20 protein-coding genes are annotated in these 17,322 nt (G+C 66.9%); 8 read left to right on the forward strand and 12 right to left on the reverse strand.

Features of this window, described 5'->3' with window-relative positions; genetic code table 11:
• Positions 1 to 207: 207 nt before the first annotated feature.
• The 4 genes from ACTZWU_RS11815 to ACTZWU_RS11830 all read left to right on the forward strand — a co-directional run bounded on the left by ACTZWU_RS11815 (position 208) and on the right by ACTZWU_RS11830 (position 2,947).
• Entirely contained in the window at positions 208 to 1,047 is an 840-nt protein-coding gene (locus tag ACTZWU_RS11815) for a peptidylprolyl isomerase (protein ID WP_444737563.1), read from the forward strand.
• Positions 1,047 to 2,300 (forward strand): bifunctional glutamate N-acetyltransferase/amino-acid acetyltransferase ArgJ, encoded by a 1,254-nt coding sequence (argJ, locus tag ACTZWU_RS11820; protein WP_444737564.1) that lies wholly within the window; start codon positions 1,047 to 1,049, stop codon positions 2,298 to 2,300. Before ACTZWU_RS11815 ends, argJ begins: the two co-directional genes overlap by 1 nt.
• On the forward strand, positions 2,297 to 2,695 hold the full coding sequence (locus tag ACTZWU_RS11825) for a (deoxy)nucleoside triphosphate pyrophosphohydrolase (RefSeq protein ID WP_444737565.1): 399 nt from the start codon (positions 2,297 to 2,299) through the stop codon (positions 2,693 to 2,695). Before argJ ends, ACTZWU_RS11825 begins: the two co-directional genes overlap by 4 nt.
• Before the next feature lie 123 nt (positions 2,696 to 2,818).
• Complete coding sequence (locus tag ACTZWU_RS11830) at positions 2,819 to 2,947, forward strand: hypothetical protein (RefSeq protein ID WP_444737566.1); 129 nt, start codon at positions 2,819 to 2,821, stop codon at positions 2,945 to 2,947.
• Positions 2,948 to 3,184: 237 nt separating this feature from the next.
• Here the strand turns inward: ACTZWU_RS11830 and infB are convergent, their stop codons facing one another.
• The 6 genes from infB to pip form a co-directional block, all read right to left on the reverse strand.
• A complete protein-coding gene (infB, locus tag ACTZWU_RS11835) occupies positions 3,185 to 5,740 on the reverse strand; it encodes a translation initiation factor IF-2 (protein WP_444737567.1) in 2,556 nt (851 codons plus the stop codon).
• Between the two features lie 8 nt (positions 5,741 to 5,748).
• On the reverse strand, positions 5,749 to 6,369 hold the full coding sequence (locus ACTZWU_RS11840) for an RNA-binding protein (protein WP_444737568.1): 621 nt from the start codon (positions 6,367 to 6,369) through the stop codon (positions 5,749 to 5,751).
• Positions 6,370 to 6,393: 24 nt separating this feature from the next.
• On the reverse strand, positions 6,394 to 8,073 hold the full coding sequence (gene nusA, locus ACTZWU_RS11845) for a transcription termination factor NusA (protein WP_444737569.1): 1,680 nt from the start codon (positions 8,071 to 8,073) through the stop codon (positions 6,394 to 6,396).
• Positions 8,074 to 8,079: 6 nt separating this feature from the next.
• Complete coding sequence (gene rimP / locus ACTZWU_RS11850; protein WP_444737570.1) at positions 8,080 to 8,697, reverse strand: ribosome maturation factor RimP; 618 nt, start codon at positions 8,695 to 8,697, stop codon at positions 8,080 to 8,082.
• A gap of 132 nt (positions 8,698 to 8,829) precedes the next feature.
• Positions 8,830 to 9,288: a tryptophan-rich sensory protein TspO gene (tspO, locus tag ACTZWU_RS11855; protein WP_444737571.1), complete on the reverse strand. Its 459-nt coding sequence runs from the start codon at positions 9,286 to 9,288 to the stop codon at positions 8,830 to 8,832.
• Positions 9,285 to 10,277, reverse strand: a complete 993-nt coding sequence (gene pip, locus ACTZWU_RS11860; RefSeq protein ID WP_444737572.1) for a prolyl aminopeptidase — start codon at positions 10,275 to 10,277, stop codon at positions 9,285 to 9,287. Before pip ends, tspO begins: the two co-directional genes overlap by 4 nt.
• Before the next feature lie 56 nt (positions 10,278 to 10,333).
• Here pip and ubiG point away from each other — a divergent pair, with 56 nt between their 5' ends.
• The gene (gene ubiG / locus ACTZWU_RS11865; protein WP_444737602.1) at positions 10,334 to 11,074 is read left to right on the forward strand and encodes a bifunctional 2-polyprenyl-6-hydroxyphenol methylase/3-demethylubiquinol 3-O-methyltransferase UbiG; all 741 of its coding nucleotides are present in this window, start codon (positions 10,334 to 10,336) and stop codon (positions 11,072 to 11,074) included.
• On the opposite strand, the gene ACTZWU_RS11870 is transcribed toward ubiG, so the two are convergent.
• The 4 genes from ACTZWU_RS11870 to ACTZWU_RS11885 are packed head-to-tail and all read right to left on the reverse strand — an operon-like array spanning position 11,071 to position 13,445.
• On the reverse strand, positions 11,071 to 11,541 hold the full coding sequence (locus tag ACTZWU_RS11870; protein ID WP_444737573.1) for a MarR family winged helix-turn-helix transcriptional regulator: 471 nt from the start codon (positions 11,539 to 11,541) through the stop codon (positions 11,071 to 11,073). The two genes, ubiG and ACTZWU_RS11870, sit on opposite strands and share 4 nt — an antisense overlap.
• The gene (locus ACTZWU_RS11875) at positions 11,516 to 12,385 is read right to left on the reverse strand and encodes a carbon-nitrogen hydrolase family protein (protein WP_444737603.1); all 870 of its coding nucleotides are present in this window, start codon (positions 12,383 to 12,385) and stop codon (positions 11,516 to 11,518) included. Before ACTZWU_RS11875 ends, ACTZWU_RS11870 begins: the two co-directional genes overlap by 26 nt.
• A 14-nt stretch (positions 12,386 to 12,399) precedes the next feature.
• On the reverse strand, positions 12,400 to 12,660 hold the full coding sequence (gene grxC, locus ACTZWU_RS11880) for a glutaredoxin 3 (RefSeq protein WP_444737574.1): 261 nt from the start codon (positions 12,658 to 12,660) through the stop codon (positions 12,400 to 12,402).
• Between the two features lie 29 nt (positions 12,661 to 12,689).
• Positions 12,690 to 13,445, reverse strand: coding sequence for a ComF family protein (locus tag ACTZWU_RS11885; RefSeq protein WP_444737575.1), 756 nt, complete (start codon positions 13,443 to 13,445; stop codon positions 12,690 to 12,692).
• Here ACTZWU_RS11885 and ACTZWU_RS11890 point away from each other — a divergent pair.
• Together ACTZWU_RS11890 and hemH are read left to right on the forward strand one after the other, a co-directional pair.
• Positions 13,444 to 14,283 carry a methyltransferase domain-containing protein gene (locus ACTZWU_RS11890; RefSeq protein ID WP_444737576.1) on the forward strand — a complete coding sequence of 280 codons (840 nt, stop codon included), beginning with the start codon at positions 13,444 to 13,446 and terminating at the stop codon, positions 14,281 to 14,283. The genes ACTZWU_RS11885 and ACTZWU_RS11890 overlap by 2 nt on opposite strands.
• Entirely contained in the window at positions 14,280 to 15,308 is a 1,029-nt protein-coding gene (gene hemH / locus ACTZWU_RS11895; RefSeq protein ID WP_444737577.1) for a ferrochelatase, read from the forward strand. The genes ACTZWU_RS11890 and hemH overlap by 4 nt, the downstream gene beginning before the upstream one ends.
• Positions 15,309 to 15,357: 49 nt before the next feature.
• Here the strand turns inward: hemH and ACTZWU_RS11900 are convergent, their stop codons facing one another.
• The gene (locus tag ACTZWU_RS11900; protein ID WP_444737578.1) at positions 15,358 to 15,957 is read right to left on the reverse strand and encodes a L,D-transpeptidase; all 600 of its coding nucleotides are present in this window, start codon (positions 15,955 to 15,957) and stop codon (positions 15,358 to 15,360) included.
• Positions 15,958 to 16,176: 219 nt separating this feature from the next.
• Here ACTZWU_RS11900 and dalA point away from each other — a divergent pair, with 219 nt between their 5' ends.
• Entirely contained in the window at positions 16,177 to 16,692 is a 516-nt protein-coding gene (gene dalA / locus ACTZWU_RS11905; protein ID WP_444737579.1) for a divisome-associated lipoprotein DalA, read from the forward strand.
• Positions 16,693 to 16,755: 63 nt separating this feature from the next.
• Here the strand turns inward: dalA and ACTZWU_RS11910 are convergent, their stop codons facing one another.
• The gene (locus ACTZWU_RS11910) at positions 16,756 to 17,277 is read right to left on the reverse strand and encodes a L,D-transpeptidase family protein (RefSeq protein ID WP_444737580.1); all 522 of its coding nucleotides are present in this window, start codon (positions 17,275 to 17,277) and stop codon (positions 16,756 to 16,758) included.
• Positions 17,278 to 17,322 lie beyond the last annotated feature (45 nt).

Raw genomic sequence — 17,322 nt, forward strand, 5'->3', positions numbered from 1 at the left:
ACCTTCGCAATCACGTTGTTGGGAAAGGCGCCTGTGCCGCGGGCCACTTGCCCGCACCGGCCGCATTGCCGTATCAGGGGCCTGAACGAAACGCGGCGGCGGCGCCTTCCACGGAGTTGCTCCGGGATGTAGGCCCCGCATGCCAAAGTGTCAATGTTGGCCCGGCCCGTGACGCGGTCCGGGCCGTGATCTGCAAGGGGTTGCGACATGCTGAAAGCGTCTTGTCTGGCACTGGCCATCGGGCTTGGGGCGCTTGCGCCCGCCGCCCTGGCCGAGGAAAGCGGGGCCGACCGCGTGGTCGCCACCGTGAACGGCCAGCCCATCACCCTGGGCCAGATGATCCTCATGCGGCAGTCGATGACGGACCCGATGGCGCAGCAGCTGCCCGATCAGGCGATGTGGGACATGATGCTGGACCAGCTGATCCGCCAGACCGCCGTGGCCGAGGCCGCCGAGGACAGCGCCGGTCTGCGCGCCCAGATCGAATTGCAGCGCCGCAACGCGATGGCCACCGCCACCGTCAGCCGCCTGGCCGAGGTCGAGCCCTCGGACGAGGCGATCGCCGCCGCCTATGATCGCCTGTTCGGCGATGCCGAGCCCACGACCGAATACAACGCCGCCCATATCCTGGTCGAGACCGAGGAAGAGGCCGCCGAGATCAAGGCGCAGATCGACGAGGGCGCCGATTTCGGCGACGTGGCCGAGCAGCGTTCCACCGGTCCTTCGGGGCCGAACCGCGGCGATCTGGGCTGGTTCTCGGCCGATCAGATGGTGCCGCCCTTCGCCGAGGCCGTGGCCGCCATGCAGCCGGGCGAGGTGTCCGACCCGGTCCAGACCGAATTCGGCTGGCACGTCATCCGCCTGTCGGAAACCCGCCTGCGCGAGGCGCCCGGCATCGCCGAGATCCGCGACCAGCTGGTCCAGATGGTCCTGCGCGAAAGCGTCGAGGCCGAGATCCAGCGTCTTGTGACCGAGGCCGAGGTGCAGCGCGTCGAGGGCATCGACCCCGCGCAGATCAATGACGCCACCCTGCTGGAGGCCGAGTGATGGGCAAGGCCGGGCTTCCTGTCTCGCCGCTGGCACCGGCGCGTTTTCCCGACCTGCCGGTGATCGAGGGCGTGGAATTCGCCAGCGCCGCCGCCGGGGTCAAGTATCAGGGCCGCACCGATGTGACGCTGATCCGTGTGGCGCCCGGCAGCACGCTGGCGGGGGCGTTCACGCGATCCTCGACCCGCGCGGCCTGCGTTCTGGACAACCAGGTCAAGCTGGCCCAGGGCGGCGATGCGCCCGAAGGGGCCGCGATCATCATCAATTCCGGCAACGCCAATGCCTTCACCGGCGCGCGGGGTCAGGAATCGGTCGATGCCGTGACCGGTGCGGTGGCGCAGGCGCTTGGGCTGCCGCGGGGGCGGGTCTTTTCGTCCTCGACCGGGGTGATCGGCGAGCCCTTGCCCCATGACCGCATCATCGCGGTGACGGGCGATCTGGCCGGTCGCCTTGACGCGGCGGGCGCCGCCGAGGCCGCGCGCGCGATCATGACCACCGATACCTTCCCCAAGGGCGCCTTCGCGACCCTGCCCGGCGAAGGTGGCGAGATCCGCATCACCGGCATTGCCAAGGGCTCGGGCATGATCGCGCCCGACATGGCGACGATGCTGGTCTATGTCTTCACCGACGCGGCGATCCCCGCCGACCTGCTGCAACAGGCGCTGAGTTCGGGGCTGGACACGACCTTCAACGCGATCACCGTGGACAGCGACACCTCGACCTCGGATGCGCTGATCCTGGCGGCGACGGGGCGCAGCAAGGCCGCGCCGATCACCGATCTGGCCAGCGCGACCGGGCAGGCATTTGTCGCGGCGCTGCACGGTGTCATGCGCGAACTGGCCCATCTGGTCGTGCGCGACGGCGAGGGCGCGACGAAATTCGTCGAGATCGCCGTGACCGGCGCGCAGGACACCGCCGATGCCCACCGCGTTGCCATGGCCATTGCCAATTCGCCGCTGGTCAAGACCGCCATCGCGGGCGAGGACGCCAATTGGGGCCGCATCGTCGCCGCCATCGGCAAATCGGGCGCCGAGGCCGACCGCGACCGCCTGACGATCCGCTTCGGCGACATGGTCCTGGCGCGCGACGGCTGGCGCGACCCGTCCTATGACGAGGCGGCGGCCAGCGCCTACATGAAGAACCAGGATCTGCGGATCGGGGTCGATCTGGGGCTGGGGCAGGGCGCCCGCACCGTCTGGACCTGCGACCTGACCCATGGCTACATCGACATCAACGCGGATTACCGCTCGTGAAGTCGGTGCTGGTCTCGGCGGTGGCGCTGATCGACGTGGATGGCCGCATCCTGCTCGCGCAGCGCCCCGAGGGCAAGTCGATGGCTGGCCTGTGGGAGTTTCCCGGCGGCAAGGTCGAGCCGGGAGAGACCCCCGAAGCGGCGCTGATCCGCGAATTGCACGAGGAGCTGGGCATCGACACCTGGGCCTCGTGCCTGGCGCCGCTGACTTTCGCCAGCCATCAATATGACAGTTTCCACCTGCTGATGCCGCTATTCGCCTGCCGCAAGTGGCAAGGCATCCCGCAGCCCCGCGAGGGGCAGCGGCTGGCCTGGGTCAAGGCGGCTGATTTGTCGAATTACCCTATGCCTGCAGCGGATATTCCCCTGATTCCAGTCCTGCGGATGTGGCTATAATGTCGCAGTTCCCTTGGATCTCGTTCGAATTCTGCTTAAATCGCGGGTAGGTTGAATGCGCGCTTAGTGGAATTTTAACCAATTCGTGACAACCTGATCCTGTGGGCGCAGAGGAGGATTGACATGATTCGCACCATCTCGATCGGACAATACATATCGATTCAAGGCGTTTTCGAAGGGGCCGCGGCCAACGGCAACATTCTGGTTCGTGTGGGCAGTCGCACTTATGAGGGGCGCCCTGTCGGCAAGTGAACCGACGGTGCAAATGGCCAGATACACCAAGGGCGGCGTGCGGGGGGCATGCCGCCCTTTTTCATGCGCAGGCCTCACCGGGCGGCAGGCATGGCGGGTGGCTGAACAGGGGAACGCGTAGAGGCGTCGAACCCCGGCGTCTCGTGTGCCGCCTGGTAGGTGCGGGCAAAGCTCGGGCAGACTGCGCCACGAAAAAGGGCCGCGAAACCGCGGCCCTTTTCTGTTGATCGGCACGGCTTACAGCGTGCGTTCGATCTCTTCCCGCTCGAAGATCTCGATGACATCGCCCTGGCGGATGTCGTCGTAATTCTCGAAGGCCATGCCGCATTCCTGACCGGATTGCACTTCCTTGACCTCGTCCTTGAAGCGCTTGAGCGTCTTCAGCGTGCCTTCGTGGATCACCACGTTGTCGCGCAGCAGGCGCACGCCCGCCGAACGGCGCGCCACGCCCTCGGTGACAAGGCAGCCGGCGACCTTGCCGACGCCCGTGACCTTGAAGACTTCGCGGATCTGCGCATAGCCGATGAAGTTCTCGCGAACCTCGGCCGACAGCAGGCCCGACGCGGCGGCTTTGATGTCGTCCACCAGATCATAGATGATCGAGTAATAGCGGATCTCGACACCCTTCTGGTTGGCCGAGTTGCGGGCCGGAGCGTTGGCACGGACGTTGAAGCCGATGACCGGAGCACGGCTGGCCTCGGCCAGACCGATATCGGATTCGGTGATCGCACCCACGCCGTAATGCAGCACGCGGACGCGGACCTCGTCATTGCCGACCTTTTCCAGCGCCTGCACGATCGCCTCGGCCGAGCCCTGCACGTCGGCCTTCACGACCACCGGCAGTTCGGCCACGCTCTGATCGGCCTTGGCCTTGGCCATCAGCTGTTCCAGCGTGGTGGCGGCACCGGCGGCGGCGCGTTTGTCCTTGGCCTGCTGGATACGGTAATCCGCGATCTCGCGGGCCTGCGCTTCGGTCTCGACCACGTTCAGCACGTCGCCGGCCTCGGGGGTGCCGTTCAGGCCCAGAACTTCGACCGGGACGGACGGGCCGGCCTCTTCGACGCGCTCGCCCTTGTCGTTGATCAGCGCGCGGACCTTGCCCCATTGCTCGCCCACGACGAAGATGTCGCCGCGGCGCAGAGTGCCGTGCTGCACCAGAACGGTCGCCACGGGACCGCGACCGACATCCAGCTGCGCCTCGATCACGGCGCCCTGGGCGGCGCGGTTCGGGTTTGCCTTGAGTTCAAGGATCTCGGCCTGAAGCGCGATGGCTTCCAGCAGGTTGTCCAGACCGAGGCCGGTCTTGGCCGAAACCTCGACATCCTGCACCTCGCCCGACATGGCCTCGACCACAACCTCATGTTGCAGCAGGTCAGTGCGGACCTTCTGCGGATCGGCGGCGGGCTTGTCGATCTTGTTGATCGCCACGATCATCGGGACGCCGGCGGCCTTGGCGTGGTTGATCGCCTCGACCGTCTGCGGCATCACCGCGTCATCGGCGGCCACGACCAGCACCACGATATCCGTCACCTGGGCGCCGCGCGCCCGCATCGAGGTAAAGGCCGCGTGGCCCGGCGTGTCGAGGAAGGAGAGCACCGCGCCGCTTTCGGTCGTCACCTGATAGGCGCCGATATGCTGCGTGATCCCGCCCGCCTCGCCCGAGACGACATTCGCGTTGCGGATCGCGTCCAGAAGCGAGGTCTTGCCGTGGTCAACGTGGCCCATGATCGTGATGATCGGCGGACGCGGGCGGAGATCCTCGGGCTTGTCCTCGACGCTGTCGATGACCTGCTCGACATCGCTGTCGCTGACGCGGACGGCACGGTGGCCGAATTCCTCGATCACCAGTTCGGCCGTGTCGGCGTCGATGGGTTGGTTCATGGACACCATCATGCCCATCTTCATCAGCGCCTTGACCACATCGGCGGCGCGTTCCGCCATCCGGTTGGCCAGTTCCGACACCACGATGGTCTCGGGCAGCTGCACGTCGCGCACCTGCTTTTCGGCGCGCTGGCTGCCGCCCATCGCCTTTTGACGGGCCTTGTCCTGCTTGCGCTTCATCGCGGCCAGCGAGCGCTGGCGCCCGCCTTCGCCGTCAAGCGCCTGCGTCAGGGACAGCTTGCCGGTGCGGCGGCTGTCGTCGCGGGCGGTCTTGCCGCGGTCGCGTTCGGGGGCGCGTTCCACGCGGTCGCGTTCGGGCTTGCGCGGCGCGCCGGTGGCGACGCCCTTGGTCTCGGCGCGCGAGGCGGCGGCCTCGATGGCGGCCTGATCGGGGGCGGCGGGTTTGGCGGTCGCGGAGGCTGCGGGCTTGGCGCGCGGCTCGGCCTTGCGCTTGGCGGCTTCCTCGGCCTCGCGGGCGGCGCGGGCCTCTTCCTCGGCCTTGGCCTTCAGGGCTTCCTCGCGCTCGCGCTCTTCGCGGGCCTTGGCCTCGATCTCGGCGCGGCGGCGCTCACGCTCTTCCTCGCGGGCTTTTTCCTCGGCGGCGCGGCGCGCGGCGTCCTCGGCCTCGCGGGCCTTGGCGGCGGCCAGCGCCTTCAGGCGGCGCTCCATCTCGGCATCCGAGATCCCGGCAGGGCGTTTCGACGGATCGCCAGCCATCCGGGCGGTCAGCGGGTTCTTTTCCTTCTGCGCATCGGTCATCTGCGTGGCGCCCGCCTTGGGCACCACGACGCGCTTGCGCTTGGTTTCGACGACCACGCTCTTGGTGCGGCCATGGCTGAAGCTTTGCTTGACCTGGCCCGAACGGCCGCTGCCGCCAAGCCCCAGGGTCTTTTTACCGTCGTTATCGCTCATCTGCGTATTCATTCCTTCCCGGCCGCCGTATTGCCGCCGTCATGCCCGCGCAGACCCGTCAGTCTGCCGGCTTCCAAGATCACCTTGTCCGTCAGTCCACCCGCCGCAAGCGCGCCGTGTATGACATGATCGCGCCCGAAGGACAAACCCAATTCTGAGGCGGTCAGGCAGCCGAACCAGCGTCCGCCGGTCGGCGTCCACAGCTTGCCCTTGCCTCGTTCCGACCCGTCGCTGGCCTGCAGCAGCACTTTTGCGCGCCCCTCTGCCAGCCAGCCCTTGACCTTCTCGAACCCGGCGACCGCCCGGCCCGACTTGCGCGCCAGCGAGACCAGATCGACCAGTCGCCGCGCCACGCCCGCCTCGACCAGATCGGTCAGCCCCTCGGGCACCGTCACCGGCATCCGCGCGGCGCGGGAAAACAATCCCTTGGAGGCCGCACGATCCAGCGCCGCACGGTCGGCGGCCACCCAGATCCCGCGACCGGGCAGCTTTTCGGCCAGATCCGGCACAAGCTGCCCCTCGGGGCCGATCACGAAGCGGATCAGCCCGCGTTTGGGCTGCGTCTCGCCGGTCGCAATGCAGCGCCGTTCGGGTTCGTCCCGGTCCTTGTCACGTCCGCCACGGCTCAATTGGTGCATCCGTCCGGGGCGCGATCAGGCCCCGGCCTCCTCTTCGTCGGTTTCGCTATCGTCCTCGGCCTCGGCTTCAAGCTCGGTCGGGTCGACCCAGCCCAGCAGCACGCGTGCCGTCATCACCATCGTCTGCGCCTCTTCGAGGCTGACCTCGTAGGGCTCCAGCAGGCCTTCGTCCTTGACGCGCTGCCCGTTCACCGTGGTCCAGCCGCCGGCCAGTTCCCAATCGGCGCAGGTGGCGAAGTCTTCAAGCGTCTTGACGCCGTCCTTGGCCAATGCCTCGACCATCTGGGGTGTCAGACCCTCGAATTCAATGAGGCTGTCCTCAGCGCCAAGCGCACGGGCGCTTTCAAGCGCGGCCTTGTTCTTCGCCTCAAGCACGTCGCGGGCGCGGGCCTGAAGCTCGGCTGCGGTGCCTTCGTCCACGCCGTCGATCGACAGAAGCTCGTCCTGATCGACATAGGCGACTTCTTCAAGGTTGGTGAAGCCCTCGGCCACCAGAAGTTGGGCGAAGAACTCGTCCAGATCCAGCGCTTCCATGAACAACGCCGTGCGGCTGTTGAACTCGGCCTGACGACGCTTGGATTCCTCTTCCTCGGTGAGGATGTCGATGTCCAGACCCGTCAGCTGGCTGGCCAGACGCACGTTCTGGCCGCGACGGCCGATGGCCAGCGACAGCTGCTCGTCGGGGACGACGACCTCGATCTTGTTGGCTTCCTCGTCAAAGACGACCTTGCTGACCTCGGCGGGTTGCAGGGCGTTCACGAGGAACGTCGCCTGATCCTCGTTCCACGGAATGATGTCGATCTTCTCGCCCTGAAGCTCGCCCACCACGGCCTGAACGCGGCTGCCGCGCATGCCGACGCAGGCGCCGACCGGGTCGATCGAGTTGTCGTAGCTGATCACGGCGATCTTCGCGCGCGAGCCGGGGTCGCGGGCGACGGCCTTGATCTCGATGACGCCGTCGTAGATTTCCGGCACTTCCATCTTGAACAGCTCGGCCATGAACTGCGGGTCGGTGCGCGACAGGAAGATCTGCGGGCCGCGGTTCTCGCGGCGCACGTCCTTGACATAGGCGCGGATGCGGTCGTTCGGGCGATAGCTTTCGCGGCCGATCTTTTCGTTGCGGCGCAGGATCGCCTCGCCTCGGCCCACATCGACGATGATGTTGCCGTATTCCTCGCGCTTGACGACGCCGTTGATGATGGTGCCGGCGCGGTCCTTGAATTCCTCGTACTGGCGGTCACGCTCGGCCTCGCGGACGCGCTGCAGGATGACCTGCTTGGCGGATTGGGCGGCGATGCGGCCCAGATCGACGGGGGGAACCTGTTCCTGGAACACGTCGCCCACCTGCGGGCCGCCCGCAAAGTCGTTGACGGCCTGACCGTCGCGCACCCAGATCGAGCGCCCGTCGCGCGAGGGCTCGAAATAGGGCTTGGCCTGACCGGCGGTGAATTCGGCCTGGTAATTCTCCAGCGCCTCTTCCTCGACCACGGTGCGGGCGCGGGTGAAGGTGGCGTTGCCGGTCTTGCGGTCGATGCGGACGCGGATGTCCATTTCGGCGCCGTAACGCGACTTGGCGGCGCGGGCCAGGCTGTCCTCCATCGCTTCGATGACCAATTCGGGGTCGATCATCTTCTCGCGCGCGACGGCCTCGGCCGTCTGAAGCAGTTCAAGCTGGTTGGCAGAGGTGATCGCCATCGCCACTCACTCCTTGGTCTCGACGGGCTCGGCACCGTCATTGTCATCGGTTTCGATCGCGTCAAAGGCCGATTCGTCGAGATTGTCGATCTCGATCCCGGCTTCCTTCTTCTGACGCAGCATTTCGCGGATCAGCTCGTCGGTCAGGACCAGCTTGGCATCGGCCAGCAGGTCGAAGTTCAGGCCGATCGTGTGCGTCTCGCCGTTCTCGGTGATGTTCAGCAGGACTTCCTCGCCCTCGACGCCGGCCAGAACGCCCTTGAAGCGCTTGCGCCCGTCGATGGGCTGGTTCAGGTCCAGCCGTGCTTCGTACCCCTCGAACGTGACGAAATCCTTGAGGCGCGTCAGCGGCCGGTCGATGCCGGGGCTGGAGACCTCAAGGTGGTAATTGTCCTCGATCGGGTCCTCGACATCCAGCGTGGCGCTGACCATCGTGGAAATCTCGGCGCAGTCATCGACATTGATCCCGCCCTCGGGACGGTCCGCCATGATCTGCAACGTCGCGGTCTTGCCGCCCTGAAGCCGCAGGCGCACAAGCTCAAAGCCCATATCCTCGATCACCGGCGAGATGATCTCGGCCAGGCGCCGGTCGATGGCGGTCTTGGCGATCAGGTCATTCGACATGGGGTCCTCTCGGATGTGAAAAAGGGGCCTTCAGCGGAGGCCCCATGCGGAAGTTCCGGTGGGCAGGGTGTGGACCCCTGCACCGCTGTTGGACGTGTCCCTAGCGCAACGCGGCACAAAAGGCAAGCCGCATCACGCGGCGCCCGCACCGGGGTTGTCGCGCATGATGCGCCAGTTCAGGCCGGTCGCCACGCCGAGCCAGCCCAGATAGGGCAGCAGCATCATCCCCGCGATCCAGTCCAGCCGCCAGAAGGTGACGGTCATTGCCGCCACGACCACGACCAGCACCGTCATGCAGATCATCGCTAGCCCCATCCGGCGCGCCCCGAAGAACAGCGGCGTCCAGAGCGTGTTCAGCGCGATCTGCGCCGACCACAAGGCCAGCGCGACGCCCGCGCCGGGCAGCAGCGCGACCCGCGTGGCTGCAAGCGCCGACAGCAGGTAGATCGCCGTCCAGGCCACGGGAAAGGCCCAGTTCGGCGGGGTGAAGGACGGTTTGCGCAAGGCCGCATACCAGGGGCCTGGGCGGAACACGATGCCCGTCGCCGCAGCGGCGCCCGAGGCCAGCAGGAAGATCGGGAACAGGGTCATGCGTGATCCTTTTCATGGTCGTCGTCGCGGATGCTGTCCATCACGCGCACCAGTTCGGCGCTGATGTTCGGCTCGGACAGGGCATGGCCCGAGGCGGGCACCATGACCAGTTCGCAATTCTCCCAAGCCTGCGCGAGTTCCCAGGCCGAGACCGGCGGGCAGACCATATCATAGCGCCCCTGCACGATCACGGCGGGCAGATGGCGGATGCGGTCGAGGTCGCGCAAGAGCTGCCCCTCTTCCAGAAAGCAGGCATTGTGGAAATAGTGATTCTCTAGCCGCGCGAAGGCCCTCGCGTAATCGTTCGGCGCGCCCGAGGCCGGGCTGGATTGCAGCCCCGCCAGCGCGTTTTCCCACATCAGCCAAGGCAGCGCATAGCGCCCCTGACGGCCCAGGTCCGAATCGAACAGGCGCCGGTGATAGGCCGCGATCATGTCGCCGCGTTCGTCCGGGGGGATGGGTTCCTGAAACCGCGCCCAGAGCTCGGGAAAGAACCGCCCCGCGCCGCCGCCATAGAACCAGTCCAGTTCCGCCCGCGTACCCATGAAGACGCCGCGCAGGATCAGCCCCGCGACATGGTCGGGATGCGCCTCGGCATAGGCCAGCGCCAGCGTCGCGCCCCAGCTGCCGCCGAACAGCAGCCATCGCCCGGCGACGTCCAGCCTCTGCCGGATCAGCACGATATCCGCGATCAGGTCCTGCGTCGTGTTCGCCATGACCGAGGCCGTGGGCTGCGAGCGCCCGCAACCGCGCTGGTCGAACAGGATCACGCGGTAATGGGCGGGGTCGAAGAAACGCCGCATATAGGGGCTGCACCCACCGCCCGGCCCACCATGCAGCACCAGCACGGGGCGGCCATTGGGATTGCCGCATTCCTCGACATAGAGGGTGTGACCGCCCGGCACCTCGATCATGTGGCGCGCAAAGGGTTCCGTCGCCGGATACAGGCGACCAGGTGACGCGGTGATTTGTCCTGCCAATCGGTTCATCCTGCCACTATAAGGACAGACTGAACCGCCCGCCAGAAGGACCGCCCATGACTTCGATGTCCCAGACCAGCGCCAGCGTCGATCAGGCAGAGATCGCCAAATTCGAGGCGATGGCAGCGGAATGGTGGGACCCGAACGGCAAGTTCCGCCCGCTGCACCTGATGAATCCGCTGCGTCTGGACTATGTCACCGCCCAGATCGCGGCCGAATTCGGGCGCGACCAAAAAGCGCAGGCGCCTCTGGCGGGGCTCAGGCTGCTGGATATCGGCTGCGGCGGCGGGCTTGTGTCCGAGCCGATGGCGCGTCTGGGCGCGGATGTCACGGGCGCGGATGCGGCGGCGGGCAACATCGCCATCGCGCGCCTGCACGCCGAGGCGCAGGGCCTTGCCATCGATTACCGCGCCACCACCGCCGAGACGCTGGCCGATCAGGGCGAGCGTTACGACATCGTCCTTGCGCTCGAGATCATCGAGCATGTGAACGACCCGGCGGGCTTCGTCGCCACCTGCCAATCGCTGCTGAAGCCGGGCGGGCTGCTGATCCTGTCCACGCTGAACCGCACCGCGCGCAGCTTTGCCGCCGCGATCATCGGGGCGGAATGGGTGATGCGCTGGCTGCCGCGCGGCACCCATGACTGGCAGCGCTTCATCACCCCGGACGAACTGGCGGGGCTGGTCAAGGGGGCCGGCCTGCGGGTGGCCGACCGGCGCGGCATGGTCTTCAACCCGCTGACCTTCGGCTGGCGGCTGTCGGATCGCGACCTGTCGGTGAACTACCTTCTGACGGCGCGCCGCTAGGCCTGCTGTTCCAGCCTGCGGCGCAATTCGCGCAGGACCGGCAGCGCCACGCGCACCCGGTCCACGCCGATATCGCGGACGATCCCCGCGATGGCGGGCATGAAGGATGACAGCGCCGCATCGCGCGCCGCCCGCCCCGCCGGGCTGAGCGACACGAACTTGCGCCGCGCATCGTCCCAGTCGGGGCGGATATGGATATGCCCCGCCCATTCCAGCCGCGACAGCGTGTTCGTCATCGCGCCGCGCGTGACGTGAAACGCCTCGGCCAGCTGTGCCGGTGTGCGTTCCTCGTTCACATGCGCCAAAAGGTTCAGCACCGAGAAATGCGAGATCTGCATGCCCCGCGGCAACGCGCCCCCGATCAGGTCGCGTGACAATTGCTCTGCGATCAGCAGCTCGGCAAAAAGGCTGGCGGCCAGCCGGTCGGCGGCTTCCGGATGGTCAGGGGTGGGCGCTTGGGTCGTCATGGCCTTCGGGACCGGCAAAGGGTCGATCATGGAGCAGGGAAGGGATGCGGGACCGTGCCCTGTCAACCGCCTGAAGGTCAAGCGAAACCATCACCATGCCCGGCCCTGTTCCGCCATCGGCCAGCACCTCGCCCCAGGGTGCCACGACCAGGCTGTGGCCGTGGCTGCGGCGTGAGGGGCGGTCCGGGCTGTGGGGCGCGGGATGGGTACCGCATTGCGCGGGCGCCAGCACGAAGCAACCGGTCTCGATCGCGCGGGCGCGCAGCAGAACCTCCCAATGGGCGGCGCCGGTGGTGGGGTTGAAGGCCGAGGGCACGGTCAGGATGCTCGCCCCCGCCTGCGCCAGCCGACGGTAAAGATGCGGAAAGCGCAGGTCGTAGCAGATGCTGAGGCCCAGCCCGACCCCGTCCACATGCGTCAGGACCGCGCGGTCCCCGGGACGGTAGGCAGCGCTTTCGCGATAGGATTCCGTGTCGCTGATCGTCACGTCGAACATGTGCAGCTTGTCATAACGCGCGACGATCCCGCCATCGGGCGCGATCAGCAGGCTGCGATTGGCAAAGCGCCCCTCGGCGTCATCGGTCTTGAGCGCCAGCGAGCCGATCAGCAGCCAGATGCCAAGCGCCCGTGCCTCGGCGCGCAGGGCGGCCAGCGTCAGGTCATCGGCCTCGGGGCGCAACAGGCGCGCCTGATGGGCGCGATCGGGCGACAGCAGGTTCGTGGCCTCGGGTGTCAGGACCAACCGCGCGCCCTGCGCCACCGCCTGCCGTATCAGGTCCAGCGTGGCGGGCAGGTTCAGGGCCGGGTCGTCCCCGACCGTCAGCTGCACCAGCCCGACGGTCAGGGACGAGGGCGGGTTCACGCCGCGCCCTTCAGCAGCTGGTCCAGCTTGCCCGCGCGCTCCATCGCGTAAAGGTCATCGCAGCCGCCGACATGGGTCTGGCCCACGAAGATCTGCGGCACGGTGCGCTTGCCGCCTGCGCGCCGGGTCATCGCGTCGCGCAGCGAGGGGTCGGCGCCCACGTCGATTTCGGTATAGCGCGCGCCTTTCTGATCCAGCAGCGCCTTGGCGCGGTGGCAAAAGGGGCAGGTGCGGGTCGTGTAGATCTCGATGCTCATGTCGGGTCCGATGCTGTTTCGGTCCCTATCTAGGCATCCTTGACCGCCCGCGCCAGAACCGCGACCGAGATCGGACCCAGCCCGGCCTCGGACAGACGCTCGGTCGCCTCGGCCAAGGTCGCGCCCGAGGTCATCACGTCGTCGATCAGCAGGACCGGCCGCCCCCGCAACTGCGCGGCCCGCGCCGGATCGACGGCCAGCGCCCCCGCGACATTGGCGTGGCGGTCCATGACGCTACGGTGATCCTGTCCGTCCGTGTGCCGGACGCGCCGCAGAAGCCGGGGCTGATGGTCCAGCCCGTGATGCTTCGCGACGGCTGCGGCCAGCAATTCGGCCTGATTGTATTTGCGCCGTAGCATCCGCCGCAGATGCAGCGGCACCGGCGCCACGACCATGCCCGGCGCGACCAGATCGGCCGCCGCCCGCGCCAGCCACAGCCCAAGCGCCGGCGCCAGATCCGGCCGGTCGGCATGTTTCAGCGCCAGGACCAGCTTGCGCCCCGTGCCGCCATAGACCAGCGCCGCGCGCCCACGATCCCACGGGCGGGGCAGGCGCAGGCAATCGTCGCATTGCAGGTCGGGCGCCGGATCGCCGGGCAGGGGCGTGCCGCAGGCATCGCAACAGGTTGCGCCCACAAAGACCGCATCCGGCCAGCAGACCGGGCACAGATGGACCGCCCCCCCGCCATGCGCCACGGTTTCGCCGCATGACAGGCATTGCGGCGGATAGATCAGCGCCAAGCCCGCTTTAACCGCCCCCGAAAGAAGCCTATGTTCCAGCCCCATGAGCAGCCCCACCGATCAACGCCCCCCTCTGACCGACCGCGCGGCCCTTGTCCGCAATCGCGCCCGCGCGCGACGCATGGGCCATGCCGACCTGTTCCACCAGATCGCTGCGGACGAGATCGAGGATAGGCTGGCCGAGGTTAACAGGACGTTTACGGCCCCCGCCATCGTGACGGGTTTTCCCGACGTCTGGGCCTCGCGCTTTCCGCAGGCGCGGGTCGTGGCGGACGAGGACCGCCTGGACCTTGCCCCTGGCGCGCATGATCTGGTGATCCATGCGCTGTGCCTGCACTGGGCCGACGATCCGGTGGGCCAGATCGTGCAGGCGCGCCGCGCGCTGCGCGAGGACGGGCTGTTCCTGGGCGTCTGCTTCGGCAATCAGACGCTGCACGAATTGCGTGCAGCCTTGGCCCAGGCCGAGGCCGAGGTGACCGGCGGCCTGTCGCCCCGCATCCTGCCCATGGGCGAGATCCGCGATCTGGGCGCGCTGCTGCAACGCGCGGGGCTGGCGCTGCCGGTGGCCGACGGCTTCAGCCAACGCGCCAGCTATCGCGACCTGTTCCACCTGGCCCGCGACCTGCGCGCCATGGGCGAGGGCAATGCCATGGCCGCCCGCCTGCGCCGCCCGACCCGGCGCGAGGTGCTGGCCCGCGCCGCCGCCCATCTGGCAACCCACCACCCCGACCGCGACGATCCGTCCCGTGTTGCCGTCACATTCGATCTGGTCTTTCTGACGGGCTGGGCGCCCTCGGACAGCCAGCCCAAACCGCTGCGTCCCGGCTCGGCGCAGACATCCCTGGCAGACGCCTTGAACGACATCAGGAAGCAACAGAAATGACCACCAGTCCTCTGCCCGCCGACCATCCCCGGGTCCTTCCCGCCAAGACCGGCATTCTGATCGCCAATCTGGGAACGCCGGACGGCTATGATTACTGGTCGATGCGCCGCTACCTGAACGAGTTCCTGTCGGACCGCCGCGTCATCGACATCAACCGCCTGATCTGGCAGCCGCTGCTGCAACTGGTGATCCTGACCAAGCGGCCCTTCACCTCGGGGGCGAACTACAAGCTGATCTGGAACCACGAGGCGAATGAAAGCCCGCTGATGACGATCACCAAATCCCAGACCGAGATGCTGCGCGCCCGCGCGCATCAGGAATGGGGCGATCAGGTCATGGTCGAATTCTGCATGCGCTACGGCAACCCCTCGACCCACGAGGTCGTGGACCGCATGGTCAAGGCGGGCTGCCGCCGGATCGTGTTCCTGCCGCTTTATCCGCAATATGCGGGGCCGACCTCGGCCACGGCGAATGACCAGCTGTTCCGGGCGCTGATGCAGCAGACCTGGCAACCCGCCGTCCGCACGGTGGAACCCTATGTGAACCGGCCTGACTACATCAAGGCGCTGGCCGACAGCGTGCGCCGCGCGCTTGGCGACAAGATCCCGCGCAAGCTGGTGGCCAGCTATCACGGGATGCCGCAGCGCTATCTGATGCAGGGCGACCCCTATCATTGCCAGTGCCAGAAGACCTCGCGCCTGCTGAAAGAGGAACTGGGTTGGCCCGATGGGGTGATCGACACGACCTTTCAGTCGGTCTTTGGCCGCGAGGAATGGCTGCGCCCCTACACGGTCGAGCATGTGGCCGAACTGGCCAAGCAGGGCATCACCGAGATCGCCGTGATCTCGCCCGCCTTCTCGTCCGATTGCATTGAGACCCTGGAAGAGATCAATGGCGAGATCCAGGAGAGCTTCGAAGAGGCGGGGGGCCACGAATTCACCTATATTCCCTGCCTGAACGACGACCCCGCCCATATCGAGGTGATGCTGAACGTCGTGCGCGAGAACATCGCGGGCTGGGTCTGATCCTGCCGACGACACGCAAAAGGGGGCCGCAAAGGCCCCCTTTTTCGTCTCAGATGATCAGGACCTGCGTGCCGATCTTGGTCAGGTTGTAAAGCTCGGCGATGTGCTCGTTATAAAGCCCGATGCAACCGTTCGAGGACGGGCGCCCGATCTTGCGCGTGTCATGGGTGCCATGGATGCGATAATACTCCCAGGTCAGCCACAGGGCATGGGTGCCAAGCGGATTGTCCGGACCCGGCGGCACGAAATCGGGCCAGTCGGGGTTGCGCTCTTTCATTGCGGGCGTCGGCGCCCATGAGGGGCCTTCGACCTTGCGGATGATCTCGGTCCGACCAGTGCGGGTCAGGTCGTCGCTGACGGGGATCGACGAGGGATACAGACGGTAGGTCTGCTCATCCTCGGACCAGAAGTGCAGCGCCCGCGATTTCAGGTCGCACAGCACCGCGCCGTTGCTCAGGTTCTGGAAGTAGGGCCGCCAGTCCTGCATCCGGAAGCTCGAGATGTTGTGCTGCGGTCCGGCGCTGACAGGGGCAGCCGCGGGGATCGGTTCGGCGAATTGCGCCAGCGCCGGAACGGCCAGGCCCGCCGCGCCGACAGCCGCCACCGAGCCGATGAAGGCGCGGCGGTTGAAAGAAGGTGAATTGCTCATCGTCTCATGTCCTGCATTCGGGCGCGCTCTGATGGCGCGCTTGCCGATTCCGATGGTTCTGATGCCCGAAACGCTAAACCGCGCAGGTGATTCCGGCAATTCACTCCGCCGTCAGCCGCCCGGGCGTATCTTCCTTCGGCCCTCACGCAGAGTTGGATTTGAAGCCCGCGCGGCTATTCGTTACATCTGTCGGAAGGATCGGGCGGGAGACAAGCAAGAATGTTGAAAACAAAAACGATTTCCTTGGTCTGCATGCTGGTCATGGCGGGCTGTGCGCCCCGCTACGTGGCACCCCCGATCCAGCCGGCCGCAGCCGAGCCCGAGATCCCGGGCCAGATCAGCGAATTCGAGGCTGCTGCGATTCCCCAGAGAGTGTTGCAGCAGATCAACATCCTGCGCGGCAACATCTCGCTGCAACCCCTGACGCTGAACCAGCAATTGTCGGCTGCCGCCATGGCGCATTCCCGCGACATGTCGGCCCAGAACCGCGCCTGGCACTGGGGTTCTGACGGCTCGTCGCCCGTGGACCGTGCCCGGCGGCAGGGCTATTCCGGCAACCTGGTGGGCGAGAACATCTCGGAATCCTTCGAGAACGACATCCAGACGCTGTCCGCCTGGATGGGCGTGCGAGAGACCCGTGACGTGATCATGGACCCTGCCGCGACGCAACTGGGCTTTGCCTGGTATCAGGAACCTTCGGGCAAGGTCTGGTGGACGCTGCTGACCGGCAATTGAGGCCGGACGCAAAAGGCCCCGCCTTGGCGGGGCCGTTTCTCACGGTGCAGCGGGCAGGCTTGGTCAGGGCAGGATGACGACCGGCGTGCGGATCTGGATGGCCGCGTAGATCTCTTCCATCTCGGCGTCGCTGACGGCGATGCAGCCCGCGGTCCAGTCGCGCTGACGCGGAAACAGGTTGTTCCCCTCGGGGCCGCGGCCATGGATGAAGATGTCGCCGCCCGGATCGCGCCCATGCGCGGCCGCAAAGGCCCGGTCGCGTTCATTCGGGTAATTGATCCCGGCCGACAGGTGGAAGCGGCTGCGCGGATTGAAGCGGTCGATGAAATAGACCCCCTCGGGCGTCTTGCCGTCGCCTTCGAACTGCTTGTGGCCGACAGGCTGGAAGCCCAGGCTGATGTCGTAGGATCGCACCACGTTCGCGCCGCTGAGCAGGTGCATGCGACGCTGGCCCTTGTTCACCTGGATCTGGGTGATCGGGGGGCCGTCATAGCGCTGGAACTTTCTGGGCTGTTGGGGCGACCCGCATGCCGCCAGAAAGGCAAGCATGGATAGCGAAAAAGTACGACGGGTCGTTCTGCTCATCACTGCCTCGGGACGTCTTTTGAGTTTTTGTGGTTTCCGGATACC

The sequence above is a fragment of the Paracoccus sp. NSM genome (genome assembly GCF_052379855.1).
Classification (GTDB): Bacteria; Pseudomonadota; Alphaproteobacteria; order Rhodobacterales; family Rhodobacteraceae; genus Paracoccus.